The sequence below is a fragment of the Pseudomonas sp. MF5691 genome, from assembly GCF_016405645.1.
In the GTDB taxonomy this organism is placed as follows: domain Bacteria; phylum Pseudomonadota; class Gammaproteobacteria; order Pseudomonadales; family Pseudomonadaceae; genus Aquipseudomonas; species Aquipseudomonas shahriarae.
In genome coordinates, this window is record NZ_JAEKDC010000001.1 from 175,045 (window position 1) to 189,744 (window position 14,700).

Annotated in this window: 10 protein-coding genes; 2 read left to right on the top strand and 8 right to left on the bottom strand. The window is 59.3% G+C overall.

Annotation, left to right across the window (positions count from 1 at the left end):
• Window positions 1-19: 19 nt before the first annotated feature.
• The 3 genes from glyA to JFT44_RS00860 all read right to left on the bottom strand — a co-directional run bounded on the left by glyA (window position 20) and on the right by JFT44_RS00860 (window position 6,064).
• Window positions 20-1,273 (bottom strand): serine hydroxymethyltransferase, encoded by a 1,254-nt coding sequence (glyA, locus tag JFT44_RS00850; protein ID WP_057441128.1) that lies wholly within the window; start codon window positions 1,271-1,273, stop codon window positions 20-22.
• 212 nt (window positions 1,274-1,485) lie between these two features.
• Complete coding sequence (locus tag JFT44_RS00855) at window positions 1,486-5,337, bottom strand: bifunctional diguanylate cyclase/phosphodiesterase (RefSeq protein ID WP_198830286.1); 3,852 nt, start codon at window positions 5,335-5,337, stop codon at window positions 1,486-1,488.
• A 115-nt stretch (window positions 5,338-5,452) separates the two neighbouring features.
• Window positions 5,453-6,064, bottom strand: coding sequence for a LysE family translocator (locus JFT44_RS00860; protein ID WP_057958382.1), 612 nt, complete (start codon window positions 6,062-6,064; stop codon window positions 5,453-5,455).
• A gap of 253 nt (window positions 6,065-6,317) precedes the next feature.
• On the opposite strand from JFT44_RS00860, the gene ettA reads away from it, so the two are divergent.
• Window positions 6,318-7,982 (top strand): energy-dependent translational throttle protein EttA, encoded by a 1,665-nt coding sequence (gene ettA, locus JFT44_RS00865; protein WP_029292090.1) that lies wholly within the window; start codon window positions 6,318-6,320, stop codon window positions 7,980-7,982.
• Window positions 7,983-8,250: 268 nt separating this feature from the next.
• On the top strand, window positions 8,251-9,588 hold the full coding sequence (gene gdhA / locus JFT44_RS00870) for an NADP-specific glutamate dehydrogenase (protein WP_057441126.1): 1,338 nt from the start codon (window positions 8,251-8,253) through the stop codon (window positions 9,586-9,588).
• Window positions 9,589-9,657: 69 nt separating this feature from the next.
• Here the strand turns inward: gdhA and JFT44_RS00875 are convergent, their stop codons facing one another.
• The 5 genes from JFT44_RS00875 to JFT44_RS00895 form a co-directional block, all read right to left on the bottom strand.
• The gene (locus JFT44_RS00875) at window positions 9,658-10,014 is read right to left on the bottom strand and encodes a hypothetical protein (RefSeq protein WP_057441124.1); all 357 of its coding nucleotides are present in this window, start codon (window positions 10,012-10,014) and stop codon (window positions 9,658-9,660) included.
• 264 nt (window positions 10,015-10,278) lie between these two features.
• Window positions 10,279-11,364, bottom strand: a complete 1,086-nt coding sequence (locus tag JFT44_RS00880) for a type I restriction endonuclease (protein WP_057958383.1) — start codon at window positions 11,362-11,364, stop codon at window positions 10,279-10,281.
• A 290-nt stretch (window positions 11,365-11,654) separates the two neighbouring features.
• Window positions 11,655-11,957 (bottom strand): chorismate mutase, encoded by a 303-nt coding sequence (locus JFT44_RS00885; protein ID WP_057958384.1) that lies wholly within the window; start codon window positions 11,955-11,957, stop codon window positions 11,655-11,657.
• Window positions 11,958-12,116: 159 nt separating this feature from the next.
• A complete protein-coding gene (locus JFT44_RS00890; RefSeq protein WP_169959792.1) occupies window positions 12,117-13,970 on the bottom strand; it encodes a DUF4105 domain-containing protein in 1,854 nt (617 codons plus the stop codon).
• Window positions 13,971-14,064: 94 nt separating this feature from the next.
• Window positions 14,065-14,553: a DUF3015 domain-containing protein gene (locus JFT44_RS00895; protein ID WP_057441118.1), complete on the bottom strand. Its 489-nt coding sequence runs from the start codon at window positions 14,551-14,553 to the stop codon at window positions 14,065-14,067.
• Window positions 14,554-14,700: the final 147 nt, after the last annotated feature.

Genomic DNA, 14,700 nt, shown 5'->3' on the forward strand with positions numbered 1-14,700 from the left:
CTTATTCAAGCAACTGCAATCAAGCGCCGTATACCGGCAGCTTCTTGCAGATGGCCTTGACCTTCTCACGTACCGCGTCAATCACGGCTTCGTTGGAAAGGTCAGCCAGGATGTCGCAGATCCAGCCAGCCAGTTCCTTGCACTCTGCTTCCTTGAAGCCACGAGTGGTCACGGCCGGGGTGCCGAAGCGCAGGCCCGAGGTGACGAACGGCGAACGTGGGTCGTTCGGTACCGAGTTCTTGTTCACGGTGATGAAGGCTTTGCCCAGGGCAGCGTCAGCATCTTTACCGGAGATATCCTGCTTGATCAGCGACAGCAGGAACAGGTGGTTTTCAGTACCGCCGGACACCACGTCAAAACCGCGCTCGATGAACACAGTGGCCATGGCCTGGGCGTTTTTCACCACTTGTTGCTGGTAAGTCTTGAACTCAGGCTGCAAGGCTTCCTTGAAGCAGATCGCTTTAGCGGCGATCACGTGCTCCAGCGGGCCACCTTGGGCGCCTGGGAATACGGCGGAGTTCAGCTTTTTCTCGATATCGGCGTTGGCGCGCGCCAGGATCAGGCCGCCACGTGGACCGCGCAGGGTCTTGTGGGTCGTGGTGGTCACGACGTCAGCGTAAGGCACTGGGTTCGGGTAGACGCCAGCGGCGACCAGACCGGCCACGTGGGCCATGTCGACGAACAGGTAGGCGCCCACTTTGTCAGCGATTTCACGGAAGCGTGGGAAGTCGAGGATCTGCGAGTAGGCAGAGAAACCGGCCACGATCATTTTTGGCTTGTGCTCGACGGCCAGGCGCTCGACTTCGTCGTAGTCGATCAGACCGTTGCCGTCGATGCCGTACTGGACAGCGTTGTACAGCTTGCCGGAGGAGGAAACGCTGGCGCCGTGGGTCAGGTGACCGCCGTGGGCCAGGCTCATGCCCAGGATGGTGTCGCCGCCTTGCAGCAGGGCCAGGTACACGGCCGCGTTGGCTTGGGAGCCGGCGTGTGGCTGGACGTTGGCGTAATCGGCGCCGAACAGTTCCTTGGCGCGGTCGATAGCCAGTTGCTCGACGATATCGACGAATTCGCAACCGCCGTAGTAACGCTTGCCCGGATAACCTTCGGCGTACTTGTTGGTCAGAACCGAACCTTGAGCCTCCATCACGGCAGGGCTGGTGTAGTTTTCCGAAGCGATCAGCTCAATGTGCTCTTCCTGGCGCTGAGCTTCTTGCTCCATGGCGGCAAAGAGATCGGCGTCGTACTTGGCAATAGTCAAATCACGGCTGAACATGGCGGTCCTCAAGGATCGGGGGCAGAAAAGAGGGGCATTCTAACCCAATGGGTTTTAGATGGCATATGAAAGGACATCATGTCGCGGACAAGTGGCGTTCATCCAGAGATGGATGGCGTATTTGATGGCCCCTTCGCGAGCAAGCCCGCTCCCACATTCAACTGTGGGAGCGGGATTGCCCGCGATGAGGCCATCAGCCCCACCGCAAAACCTCAGTCAAACATGAAAAGGGCGTCGTTACTGAACTGCGCCTCAAACCGATTGGCCGGCATCGGCCGCCCGAACAGGTAGCCCTGCACCTCGTCGCAGCCATGCTCGCGCAGGAAGTCCAGTTGCTCATGGGTTTCCACGCCTTCGGCGATCACCGCCAGGTTCAGGCTGTGGGCCATGGCGATGATTGCCCGGGCGATCTGCGCATCCTGTTCGCCGGACGGCAGGCCGTCGACGAAAGTGCGGTCGATCTTCAGCACGTCGATGGGGAATTGCTTGAGGTAATTGAGCGATGAGTAGCCGGTGCCGAAGTCGTCCACAGCGATGCTCAGGCCGAGGTTTTTCAGGCTGGCAAGGATCTGCAGGGCCTCGTTGACCTCGCGCATCAGGATGCTTTCGGTCAATTCCAGCTCCAGGCACGCCGGCGGCAGGCCGGTTTCCTTGAGGATGGTGGCGATCCGCGTGCCCAACTGCCCGTCGGAGAACTGCCGCGCCGAAATATTCACCGAGACCTTGGGCACTCGCACCTTGTTCTGGTGCCAGGTCTTGAGTTGGCGGCACGCCTCGTCGATCACCCAGTCGCCCACGTCCACCACCAGGCCCAGCTCTTCCAGGACCGGGATGAAATCCCCCGGTGGCACCAGGCCACGGCGTGGGTGACGCCAGCGCAGCAGGGCTTCGGCGCCAGTCAAACGTTTGCCATCGCCACTGAACTGCGGCTGGTAATAGAGCACGAATTCGTTCTGGTCCAGGGCATGGCGCAGGTCGCTTTCCAGTTCCAGGCGCTCCAGGGCGCTGGCGTTCATGTCGGCCTGGTAGAACTGGAAGTTGTTCTTGCCGCGTTCCTTGGCGTGGTACATCGCCGTGTCGGCGTTTTTCATCAACTGGCTCAGTTCGTTGCCGTCCTGAGGGCTCAGGGCGATACCGATACTGGCGGTGACAAAAAACTCGCGGCCTTCCAGCACAAACGGCTTCACCAGGCTGGCGAGAATCTGTTCGGCCACATGAATCGCCCGGTTCAGTGCCATTTCGCGGCTGACCCGGGGTTGCAGGAGCAAAGTGAACTCGTCACCGCCCATGCGCGCCACCGTGTCGTCCTCGGCCACACAACCGAGCAGGCGGGTCGCCATTTCCTTGAGCATGCGATCGCCGGCGGCGTGGCCCAGGGAGTCGTTGATCGGTTTGAAGCGGTCGAGGTCGAGGAACATCAGCACCACCCACGACTTTTGTCGTTCGGCCGACTGCAACGCGGTGTGCAGGCGGTCCTGGAACAGCGTGCGGTTGGGCAGGTGGGTCAGGGCGTCGTAGTAGGCCAGGCGGTGGATGCGTTGTTCGCTGGCCTTGCGCTCGCTGATGTCGCTGAAGAAGCACACATAGCTGGCCAGGTCGCCCTCGTCATCGAGCACAGCGGTAATGCCGACCCAGGCCGGGTAGTGCTCGCCGCTGCGGCGCTTGAGCCACACTTCGCCTTCCCAGGTGCTGTGCTGGTGCAGTTGCTTGAGCACATAGCGCAGGTGGGCTTCCTGCTGTTCGTCGACGGTGAGCATGTTCGGCAGTTGGTCGAGCACATCGGCCACGGCATAACCGCTGACCCGGCTGAAGGCTTCGTTGGCCTGCACGATATAGCCGGCCGGGTCGGTGATCAGGATCGCCGAGGTGGAGTGCTCGAATACCGTGGCCGCCATGCGCAGGTCTTTCTCGGCGCGGCGTTGCTGGCTGATATCGCGGCCCACGCCGAGAATGCCTTCGAACGCACCGTGCTCGTCCCACACCAGTACCAGGCGCAGTTCGATCGGCACCTTGCGCCCGTCGGCCCGCAGGCAATCGAACAGGAACAACTGGGTCTGCACATCGTCGCGCAACAGGGCCAGGGCTTCGGGCTGGTCGAGGGCGCGGCTGACCCGCTCCACCAGGGTGTAGATGCCGGTCAGTTGCTGCGGGTTGGCGATGGTCGATTGCCAGCCGTTCTTGAAGATCCAGTCGACTTCATAGCCCAGCACCGCATTTACCGACGGGCTGACGTAGTTGAGGGCCAGCTTGCTGTCGGTGGAAAAAATCACGTCGCTGATGCTTTCGGCCAGCATGCGGTAGCGCTGCTCGCTGTCGCGCAGGGATTCGCTGGCCTCGATCTGGTCGGTAATGTCCTTGGCCACCCCGATAATCCGCGTGACCTGGTCGGTCTTGTCCCGTGCCAGGGCCTGTTCGCGGATCTCGAAGCGCCGCCATTGGTTGTTGCGGTGGCGAAAGCGCAACTGGCATTGCAACTGCGCCAGGTACCCGGCGGCGCGTTGTTGCTGGCGCAGGTCGTGATAGCTCTCGGCGTCTTCGGGGTGCAGCAGGATCTCCCAGAAGTACTCGCCCATTTGCTGCAGTTCGTGTTTGTTATAGCCCAGGGTGTGGCCCAGGTGGTGGTTGCTGAAAATCATGCGCTGGCTGATTACATCCTGCACATACAGGTGGTCCGGCACGGTGCGCACCACGTCCGACCAGAACGCTTCGCGCTCCACCAGCGACAGTTCCACCAGTTTGCGGCTGGTGATATCACTGATACTGAGGATCACCGCCTTATAGTCGTGCTGTTCTTCCGGCAGGCGCATGACCAGCCACAGGTACTGGTCGTTGCCCTCGATGTCGCTGAGTTGAATCTCCAGCTCCAGCTGTTTGTGCTGGGTCAGCACCGCTTCAAGCACTGCGTAGCCGATGGCGCTGGTGTTCAGCGGGCAACCGTCGATCAAGCGTTCCCAGGCCTGTTCGCAGGACGCCACGTTCAGCAGGCGCACGGCGACCTGGTTGACCTCGGTGATGCGCAGTTCCTTGAGCAGTTGCTGGCGTTGCTCGGGGCTGTTGTGCAGCCACTCCTGCAATTGCTCGCGGGTGTGCAACTGGGCCTTGTCGAAGAAACCGCGCAGGCCCGACAGGTCGAGCACGCACAAGGCCACACCGGTGCCGTCGAAAATATCCTGATAGCGGCGCCGGCCTTCATTGACCTGGCGCTGGCGCCGCCGCATGTTCAGCAGCACCAGCACCGGGATCAGCGAAAAGGCCAGGCCCAGCAGGCACTTGCCGATAAACGCCGGCAACAGTTGCTCCAGCACCGCGGCGCGATCAAACAGTCCGCGCAGTTGCCAGTCGCTTTTGCTCAAAGGGGTGACCAGTACGGTTTTATTCAGCTCTTCCGGGGTCAGCCCGCCCGCCCACTGGCTGGGCATGCCGCTGTCACGGCTGACAACCCGGTGGTTCACCTGGTTTTCAATGGCCCACATCGGGCGTGAGCCCTGGCCGTCCTGGCGCGTCAGGTTGGCCAGGTAATTGGGGGCCAGGCGCAACGCCCAGTACATCTTGGCGCCGCCGCTGGGCTGGTGCAGCAGCAGGTAGATGATGGAGCCGTCGCCGTTATTGCTCAAATAATAGGACTGCGCATGGCTGCGCTTGACCAGTTCTTCGAGCCAGGCACTGTCCTGGCTGTTATCGGCGGTGTCACTGAGGATCGCGCCGCTGGGGGCGAGCAGGGCAACGCTGCGCAGTTCCGGCAACGAGCGTTGCAAGCTGCGCATCAGGGCCTGGTGTTGTTCTTCATTGCGTGGCGGTTCGACGATCGGCAGCAGGTTGAGGGCGATTTGCGCGCTCAGGGCCATGTTCAGGCTGATCTGTTCGGCCAGGTCGGCGCTGTAGTTGATGGTGTATTGCTGTTGGTCTTTCTGGTTCTGCTGCAATTGATCCAGCAGTTGCCAGAACAATAGTGCGAGCAGCAACAGGACCAGCGTCGCCAATGCGCCCTTGAGGGGGCCGTGCAGGGGGGCGCCCGGCGCAATATGGGCTGCGCGCAACGGGCTCGGCTTTGTTACGTTGGTCAAGCTGTGATCCTGCGGTTTGGCTGGATTGGCGCGCGACGTGCACTATAAGCCGGACGCCCGAAGGGCGGCTAGCATGCCTTGAGTTGTGGCAAAGTGCCAGCCCCGCCTGGCAGGACTACAGCGCCGGGCCAGTACTGATCAAGCCATCCGCCAGTTTGAATAGAATGGCCAGTGCAAAGCAACTAATAACCACAGAAGCGGTGCGGTTTATGTTCTGCGGCGTCAGCCAGGCATGCCCGCTGCGTTTGATGCGTGCGCCGAACAGCACCCAGGCGCAGCCCACTGGGATCACCACTGCGGTGAATTGCATGACGAACTGCCCATATAAGGCCAGATCGGCAAAGGTCTGCACCGGCACGATGAACGAAACCACCAGCAAACCCTTAGGGTTGATCAGCGTCAGTAAAAAGAAGTGCCACCTCGACACCCGCGCTCCGGGCAGCAGGGACAGGTCGACGGCGGGCTCGCGCCACAGGCCGTACGAGGTCTTGACCAGGTAACAAATAGAGACGAACTGCATCACCTTCAGGCACCAGGGCGCATTGACGCCAATATGGCTGAGGGCGTAGCCCCAAAAAGAGATCTGCAGCAGGTAGGCCAGGCACTCCAGCAGGCTCAGGGTCCAGGCCCGCCTGAAACCCGAGAGCACGCCCGAGCGCAATAGCAGGGTATTGGTCGGCCCCGGCATCAAGAGCAATAGCCCAAGTGCAGACATGACGTTAAGCATCGAAGCTGTCTCCCGGGCCAGTCAGGGGGTAAGGCGTGGTCCAGAATGCAGGTGGCATGTGTCTTCTTCATCAGGGGGATGTTGCCGGGTATTGTGTTCCATCTGGCCCACAGCAGGAAAAAGCGCGGCTCAAAAGCGCCTGTCAATCTGCCCGCCGTCGCTGACTTAGGTTAACCTTGATCATTCGATGTGCTACGTACAGCGCCATGACGCTACGCAGGCCCTGTTCTCATCTTTTTACGAGGTCCACATTTTGGCTCAATACGTTTTCACCATGCATCGGTTGGGCAAAGTTGTTCCACCGAAGCGGGAAATCCTGAAAAACATTTCGCTGTCCTTCTTCCCGGGCGCCAAGATCGGCGTACTCGGCCTCAACGGTTCGGGTAAGTCCACGCTGCTGAAAATCATGGCCGGCGTCGACACCGAGTTTGAAGGCGAAGCCCGCCCAATGCCCGAACTGAACATCGGTTACCTGCCGCAAGAGCCGATCCTGGACCCGTCCAAGACCGTGCGTGAAGTGGTCGAGGAAGCCGTCAGCGTGATCAAGGACGCCCAGGCCCGCCTGGACGAAGTCTACGCGGCCTACGCCGAGCCGGATGCCGACTTCGACAAACTGGCCGCCGAACAGGCCAAGCTCGAAGCCATCCTGCAGGCTGGCGACGGTCACAACCTGGAGCGCCAACTGGAAGTCGCCGCCGATGCGCTGCGCCTGCCGGCCTGGGACGCCAAGGTCGAGCACCTGTCCGGTGGTGAAAAGCGCCGCGTGGCGCTGTGCCGCCTGCTGCTGTCGGCCCCCGACATGCTGCTGCTCGACGAACCAACCAACCACCTGGACGCTGACTCCGTGGCCTGGCTGGAACACTTCCTCCATGACTTCCCGGGCACCGTGGTCGCGATCACGCACGACCGGTACTTCCTGGACAACGTCGCGGGCTGGATCCTGGAACTCGACCGCGGCGCCGGTATCCCTTACGAGGGTAACTACTCCGGCTGGCTGGAAGCCAAGTCCGACCGTCTGGCGGCCGAATCCAAGCAGCAGTCGGCCCATGAAAAGGCCATGAAGGACGAACTGGAGTGGGTGCGCAAAGGTGCCAAGGCTCGTCAGTCGAAATCCAAGGCCCGTCTGCAACGCTTCGAGGAAATGCAGTCCCAGGAGTTCCAGAAGCGCAGCGAGACCAACGAAATCTACATCCCGGCCGGTCCGCGCCTGGGTGACAAGGTCATCGAGTTCAAGAACGTCTGCAAAGGCTATGGCGATCGCGTGCTGATCGACAACCTGTCGTTCTCCATGCCTAAAGGCGCCATCGTCGGCGTGATCGGGGGTAACGGTGCGGGTAAATCCACGCTGTTCCGCATGCTGATGGGCAAGGAACAACCGGATTCGGGCACCATTGAAGTCGGCGAAACCGTGCAGTTGGCCTGCGTGGACCAGAGCCGTGAAGACCTCGACGGCAGCAAAACGGTGTTCCAGCAGATTTCCGACGGTTCCGACCAGATCCGTATCGGCAACTATGAAATCCCGTCGCGCACCTACGTTGGCCGTTTCAACTTCAAGGGTGGCGACCAGCAGAAGTTCGTCAAGGACCTGTCCGGTGGTGAGCGCGGGCGCTTGCACCTGGCCCTGACCCTGAAGGAGGGCGGCAACGTCCTGCTGCTCGACGAACCGTCCAACGACCTCGACGTTGAAACCCTGCGTTCCCTGGAAGAAGCCCTGCTGGACTTCCCGGGCGCCGCGATTGTGATCTCTCACGATCGGTGGTTCCTGGACCGCGTGGCAACGCACATCCTGGCGTACGAAGACGACTCGCAAGCGGTGTTCTTCGAAGGCAACTACACCGAGTACGAAGCCGATCGCAAGAAGCGCCTGGGCGAAGCGGCTGCCCAGCCGCATCGTGTACGGCACAAAAAACTGGCCTGATTCGGGTTGGTTTGAACAAAACGGAGCCTTCGGGCTCCGTTTTTTTTGGCGCAATTGAGGTGGCCCGAGGTGCCTGCATTAGCGGTTTAACTATTGGTGCATAGCTCTTGTTGAAATCCCTGTTAAGGGGCAGAAAATCAGGGTTATTTATATCCATTGCACCATTTAAATTCACAAAGGCGACATTTTGCCCTGTCACGGTGCGGCGCGAATTGATAAAGTCCTGGGCAAATCGCCATTAATGACAATAAATCTGCCGAGACTTTTCATGATCGAATCCGTCGAATCCTTCCTTGCCCGCCTCAAAAAACGCGACCCGGACCAGCCGGAATTCCACCAGGCTGTGGAAGAAGTCCTACGCAGCCTGTGGCCGTTTCTTGAGGCCAATCCCCACTACCTGACTTCGGGCATCCTGGAGCGCATCTGCGAGCCGGAACGCGCGATTACCTTCCGGGTCTCGTGGGTTGATGACCAGGGCAAGGTCCAGGTCAATCGCGGCTTCCGTATCCAGATGAACAGCGCCATCGGCCCTTACAAAGGCGGCCTGCGCTTCCACCCCTCGGTCAACCTGGGGGTGCTGAAATTCCTCGCCTTCGAGCAGACCTTCAAGAACTCCCTGACCTCGCTGCCCATGGGCGGCGGCAAGGGCGGCTCGGACTTTGACCCCAAGGGCAAGAGCGACGCCGAAGTCATGCGGTTCTGCCAGTCGTTCATGAGTGAGCTGTACCGTCATATCGGTGCAGACGTGGACGTCCCGGCCGGTGATATCGGCGTGGGCGCTCGGGAAATCGGTTTTCTGTTTGGCCAGTACAAGCGCCTGAGCAACCAATTCACCTCGGTATTCACCGGCAAGGGCATGAGCTACGGCGGCAGCCTGATCCGCCCGGAAGCCACCGGCTTTGGTTGCGTGTACTTCGCCGAAGAGATGCTCAAGCGCCAGGGTCAGCGGGTTGAAGGCAAGCGCGTGGCAGTCTCTGGCTCCGGCAACGTGGCGCAATACGCGGCACGCAAAGTCATGGACCTGGGCGGCAAGGTGATCTCCCTGTCCGACTCCGAAGGCACCCTGTACTGCGAGACTGGTTTGACCGAGGAACAATGGTCGGCGCTGCTGGAGCTGAAAAACGTGCAGCGCGGGCGCATCAGCGAGTTGGCCTCGCGTTTTGGCCTGGAATTCCGCGCCGGCAAGACCCCATGGGAACTGGCATGCGACATCGCCCTGCCCTGTGCGACCCAGAACGAACTGGACGCCGAAGCCGCCAGCGCTCTGCTGCGTAACGGCTGCATCTGCGTGGCCGAAGGCGCCAATATGCCAACGACCCTGGAGGCTGTGGATATCTTTATCGACGCCGGTATCCTGTTTGCGCCGGGCAAGGCATCGAATGCCGGCGGCGTGGCAGTGAGTGGCCTGGAAATGTCCCAAAATGCCATGCGCCTGCTGTGGACCGCCGGTGAAGTGGACAGCAAGCTGCATAACATCATGCAGTCGATCCACCATGCCTGTGTGCACTACGGCGAAGAAAACGGCCGGATCAACTACGTGAAAGGCGCGAACATCGCCGGTTTTGTGAAAGTGGCGGATGCAATGCTGGCGCAGGGCATCGTCTAGGCTGCGACCTGAGCGCCACCGAGAATCAATTGTGGGGGCTTGCAGCTCCCACATTCGTTCTGGGTGGTGTCACTGGCTGCGATACGCCCGTGCGGCGTCGCGGTCCTTCTCCTGCTGCCAGGCGCGCTCGCGCTCGTCCCAATGGCGTTCCCTATACTCATCGCGGTCTTCGCTCTCACGCATGGCCTTGCACTGGCGAAAGCCATCTTCCCAACCTTCGGCGTAGGCGCGGTCTTTCAAATAGCGCGGGACGTCCTTGCGAAACGTCCCGGTGATCACCCCGGCCGCCTGGCGCCCACTGCTACAGCCATCGTCAAACCCGTCGGCGAAGGGCGGTGGATAACCCTTGGCCAGCAACTCATCGCGGGTGGACTGGCAGCCTGAAAGCGCCATCACCACCCCCAGCATTACGGCGAACCGCCACATCTCATACTCCCAGGCCGTTAAGCGGCTGATAAGGGAAGTCTAGAAGGGGATTCGTCGGGGAGATGTGAAAAGCGGGTGAGTAATGTGTTTGGGCGGCTCACTCCCTGTGGCGAGCGGGCTTGCCCCGCGTTGGGCAGCGGAGCTGCCCCCAAACCAGGCGCCAGGGAGTGTCAGGTGAACCGTATGCTTCTGTGCTGGGGCTGCTGCGCAGCCCAACGCGGGGCAAGCCCGCTCGCCACAGGGGGGGCTCAGGTCATCTTATCGTTAGTCGTAGTACCCTACCGTTTTCTTCAGATGGTCCGAGTATTCGTAAATCTCATCAATGGATGAAATTGCGTGTCGGGTTTCGTTCTTTTCCTCATCAAAAATACCGATGTACTTCTGGCTGCGGTTAAAGTGAAGTCGGCAAATGGGCTTGCGATTATTATCGTCGAGCAAAATCCCGAAGTAGCTTTGTGTATCTCGTTGAACGATCCGCTTGGCATCGACCACCGAGCGCACGACAGCTCTTACGATGTGATATCCCTCTAGTTCTTCAAGTGTCGTTAGAACTTTTTCCTCTGACTCGTCACGTTCAGTCGTGACTGTATTGGCACTGGCAGAGACGGGTAGAGAGGTGATGGTCGGCTGGATAGCGCCACTCATGGCTGATTTGAGTCGATCATTGATTTGGTCGTTGAGAAACTGGCTCAAGGCTTTGCGGGTCAGCTCATAGAACTGCTCACGGATTTTTTGTGTAATGACGCCTTCGTACACCCGAGATGCGAAAACTTTGACGAAGTCATCCTCGGGTTTAGTGAGCTGTGATGCGATGACTTTTTTGATTTGACTGACGTATTTCAGCTCACCAGCTGCATTGATGATTGAGTCGACGTCAAAGGCAGATTTCGTCAGTTTGGTCAGTTCTGGAACCGAGTATTCATCAATATCCAGAAGGTCTAGTTCAAGAAACGGCTTTTCATCCATTTTGTTAGGCGCATCCAGATCCGTAAAAAACTTATAGACCTGACCGTTGGTGAGAATCGAGATTCTTGCACTCGTAACGTGGAAGTAGCGAAACAACTGCGATGCATGGTTGAGGTTCAGTGGCTCACCGATTTTTTTGCACTCTATGAGAATTTGAACCTCGCCGTCCTTCATGATTGCGTAATCAATTTTTTCCCCCTTTTTTGTTCCGATATCGCAGACAAATTCGGGAGTCACTTCCTGGGGGTCGAACACGTCGTAACCCAATACCGTGTTGATAAATGGCATTACAAACGCATTTTTTGTGGCTTCTTCTGTTTGAATGGCAGGACCTTGCAAGCGAATTTTTGCTGCCAGACTGGTGAGCTTTTCGAAAAATTCCATATAAGCCTCTTACCTATTCAGATCCGTGTATAGACATGGTGGCAATTTGATTGCTGTCCGATACTAGACACAAAACTCGATAAAGAGAATTGAGCAAGAGCAACTTTGTGGTAACTAAGGAAAAGCTAAAATTCCCCTGGAATTTTTCTCTCAGTTATCAATGAGTTGGGGAAGGACGAAAAGTATGATTGTGTTTGCAGCGAGAACCGTTCGCGGGAGGGAGGAGTTTGTTCGACAATTAGCCCGAAAGACATGGGGGAGGTTGTGGCGAGTGGGCTCGCCACAGGGGCTTATGTCGTGGGTTGCGCGAGAGCGGCGTGTTCGGCCAGTTCCTGCTGGATGAATGCGGCAATCATCGCGCGGTACACCTGCTCCGTGACGTCGGGGTTGGCGCCCAGGGTTTGCGCTAAATCGCGAACCTTGCTGATGACCTGTTCGACGCGCTGAGGGGCCTTGACCCCATCGCTGTCTTTTTTGAAACCGGCGGCCTGGGACACGAAGCTGCCGCGTTCGGCCAGCAGGGCGACGATCTGTCGATCAAGACGGTCGATGTTTTCCCGGACTTGTTCAAGGGTGGTGCAGGTAACGGCCATGTCGTAAAAACTCCTTAAGGTGCGGGATAAACGCGGGCCCAATGTGGGAGCGGGCTTGCCCGCGATGGCGGTGGATCAGTCATATCCACAGCGACTGACACACCCCTATCGCGGGCAAGCCCGCTCCCACATTGGATCTTCAATAGGCGTTGGGGCCGGTCAGTAGTGATACCACTTCACTTCAAGCATCACTTCGTTCACCGGCGTTGCCAAGTGGCTGAACTCCCGTTGTGCACTCAGGCGCACACCCAGGTTGCGTGATACTTCCCACTGCTGATTCAGGCTGATACTACGCCTTACCTCGCCATTGGTGAAAAAGTCGCCCTTGGCCTCCAGGCTCAGGTTGCCCAGTGGGTTTTTCCACAGCAGGCCGGTATTAAAGCCGGCCGCAGGGGAGATGAATTCGCTGAAGTCGTTGTTATGTTCCACACGTACCGTGCCGAGGGCGAAGCCGAGCATGTCGTCGTGCAGTTGCCAGGTGCCGCCAGCGCCGCCGTTGACATGGCTGACCAGGGTTTCGTCGTCATGTTTGCCCGGTACCCGTTCCAGGCCGCCGGTGACCTGCCAGGACAACGGCTGCAGCAGCTCATTGCGCGGAGTCAGGGAACGGATGGTCGCCAGGTCCAATTGCTGCAATTGCCAGTTGTTGCCTTCGTACTGGCGCAGTTTCATTTGCAGGATCTCGATCTGCGCGCCCAGGGGGAAGCCTTCGGCGTTGTCGTTGAGGTCGTGGTAGGCCATGCGCAGGCCGTACTCAGCGAAGGCCTTGTCGCCACGGGTGCCGATACCGGCCTGCCAGGTACGTGACTCATGGCCGTTCTCCGGCAGGCCGGGGCGCTCGATCTGCAGGTCGGGCGCCGGGTTCTGGTTGATCGCCCGCAACAACTCGAAGCTGCGCTGGGAGCGTTCGCTGTCGCGTTCCAGGCCGTTGGCGCGGTAGCGGCCCAGGCGGTAGGCGGCGTCGATGATCAGGGCCTGGCGGTCTTTGCCGAGGGCTTTGAATGTCGGGTCTTGCAGCTGCTTCTGGTCATCGCTGATCTTTAGCACCCATTGCTGCTCGTCACTGTCCAGGGGCTTGGCGCGCTCCAGCAATTCGCGTTCGCGGGACGGACGGTAGTCGATCTTTTCCACCAGGCCCGCGTCCTTCACCGCTTTCACGGTGTCGGTGGGGATGGCGGTCAGCGGGAACTGTTCGGTCAGGCGCAGGCCGGGGCGGGCCACTTGCAGCAATTCCAGCAGGCGGTACGAGCAGTTTTCATCGAAGAAGAAGTAGTCGAACTGGATCTGCTTGAGTTCCCACACATGCTCGACCATGCGCTCGGTCTCGACCTGGGTCAGGTTCAGGCGGTATTCCCACAGGTCGCGGTTCTCCAGGCTACGGTATTCCGAGAGTTTTTCCTGGTAGGGCACCAGGGCGAACAGGCCGGGATAACCACCCATCAGGCCTTTCCAGGCGTAGAGGATGCTGTTGTCCGAACCTTCAATGTAGGCGCCGAAGTTGATCGCGTAGCTGAGCAATGCGGTCTTGTTGCTTTGCACGTCAGCCTGGTCGATACGCAGCAAGGTATGGCCGAACATCGACGACGGGCTGTTGAGGTAGGCCGCGGGGAAGATCATCACCGCGCTGTGGGGCGCGACATCCTTGAACCATTGCTTGAATTCGACGCAGTCCACGGCGGGCAGGTCGGTCAGGTGCAACTGGTCCTTGAGCCAGCGGGTGCGGGCCGGGTACACGCATTGAGCATGTTTTTCGCCGAGGCTGGCCGGTGCGTAGAGCGCGTCGACGGTGGCCTTGAGTTCGGCGTCCGGGTGGTGCGCGCCGTCTTTGGCGAGGAAGAATTTCGCGTCGCTGACATAGCTGCGCCAGCCTTTGAGCTTGCCGGCTTCGTAGTGCCCCAGCGAGAGCCAGAACGGATCATTGGCCAGGTGCTGCAAACGTTGATCATCAAGGTGCGGCGCCGCATATAGCGGGGCGCAGGCGAAGAGTGCCAGGCTGGCAAGGCGTTTGAGCATAGGGGCAACTTAAGTCGGAATAAATAAAGACCCAAGAAAGGGGCAGGTCCAAAAAATAAAACCCGCGCCGGGTAAGGGCGCGGGCAGGTCGAGCTTAAGCCTGGGTGGCGTATTTCGCCAGGCGGGCGTCGCCTTTGAGGATTGCCAGGGTGTTGGAATGCACGTCTTCTGCGGTCACGTCAGCCTTGCTGAAGATCTGCTGGAAGTGCTCGTGAGTCACAGCGGCGAAGTGATCACGATCTTCTGGAGCAACGCCCAGGACCACGGCATAGGTGGTCAGAGCTTCGCCATTGCCTTTGGCCATGTCTTCGGACAGCTCGTTCATCATGCCATTCATGGCAATCCACGATTTGCCGCCGTAAGTCAGCGCGCTGTTGGTGCTGCAACCGTTGGTGCCCGAGGTCATGCCGAAGGTGGCGTTACCGGAGGTGCCGTTGGTGGTGGAAGCGAGGAAGTGAGCCGGCGTGCCGCGCTGGCCTTCGAACAACATGTTGCCCCAACCACAGTTCGGGCCACCTGGCGCTTCGGCCATTGCATTGAGGGAGACAACGGTGAAGAGAGTACCGAGAAGGATCCGTTTCATAGCTTTGTTCTCTTAGTGTGCAAACCAATGGACAAGGGTTCAGGCGCCGCAAAGCACCCTAGGGGCCAGTTATTAGTCCAACCCGCGCAGTTTGGAGTTTAGGCATGTTCCAAGGGTTCCGTGGTTTTTTGTAAAACAATCAATGCA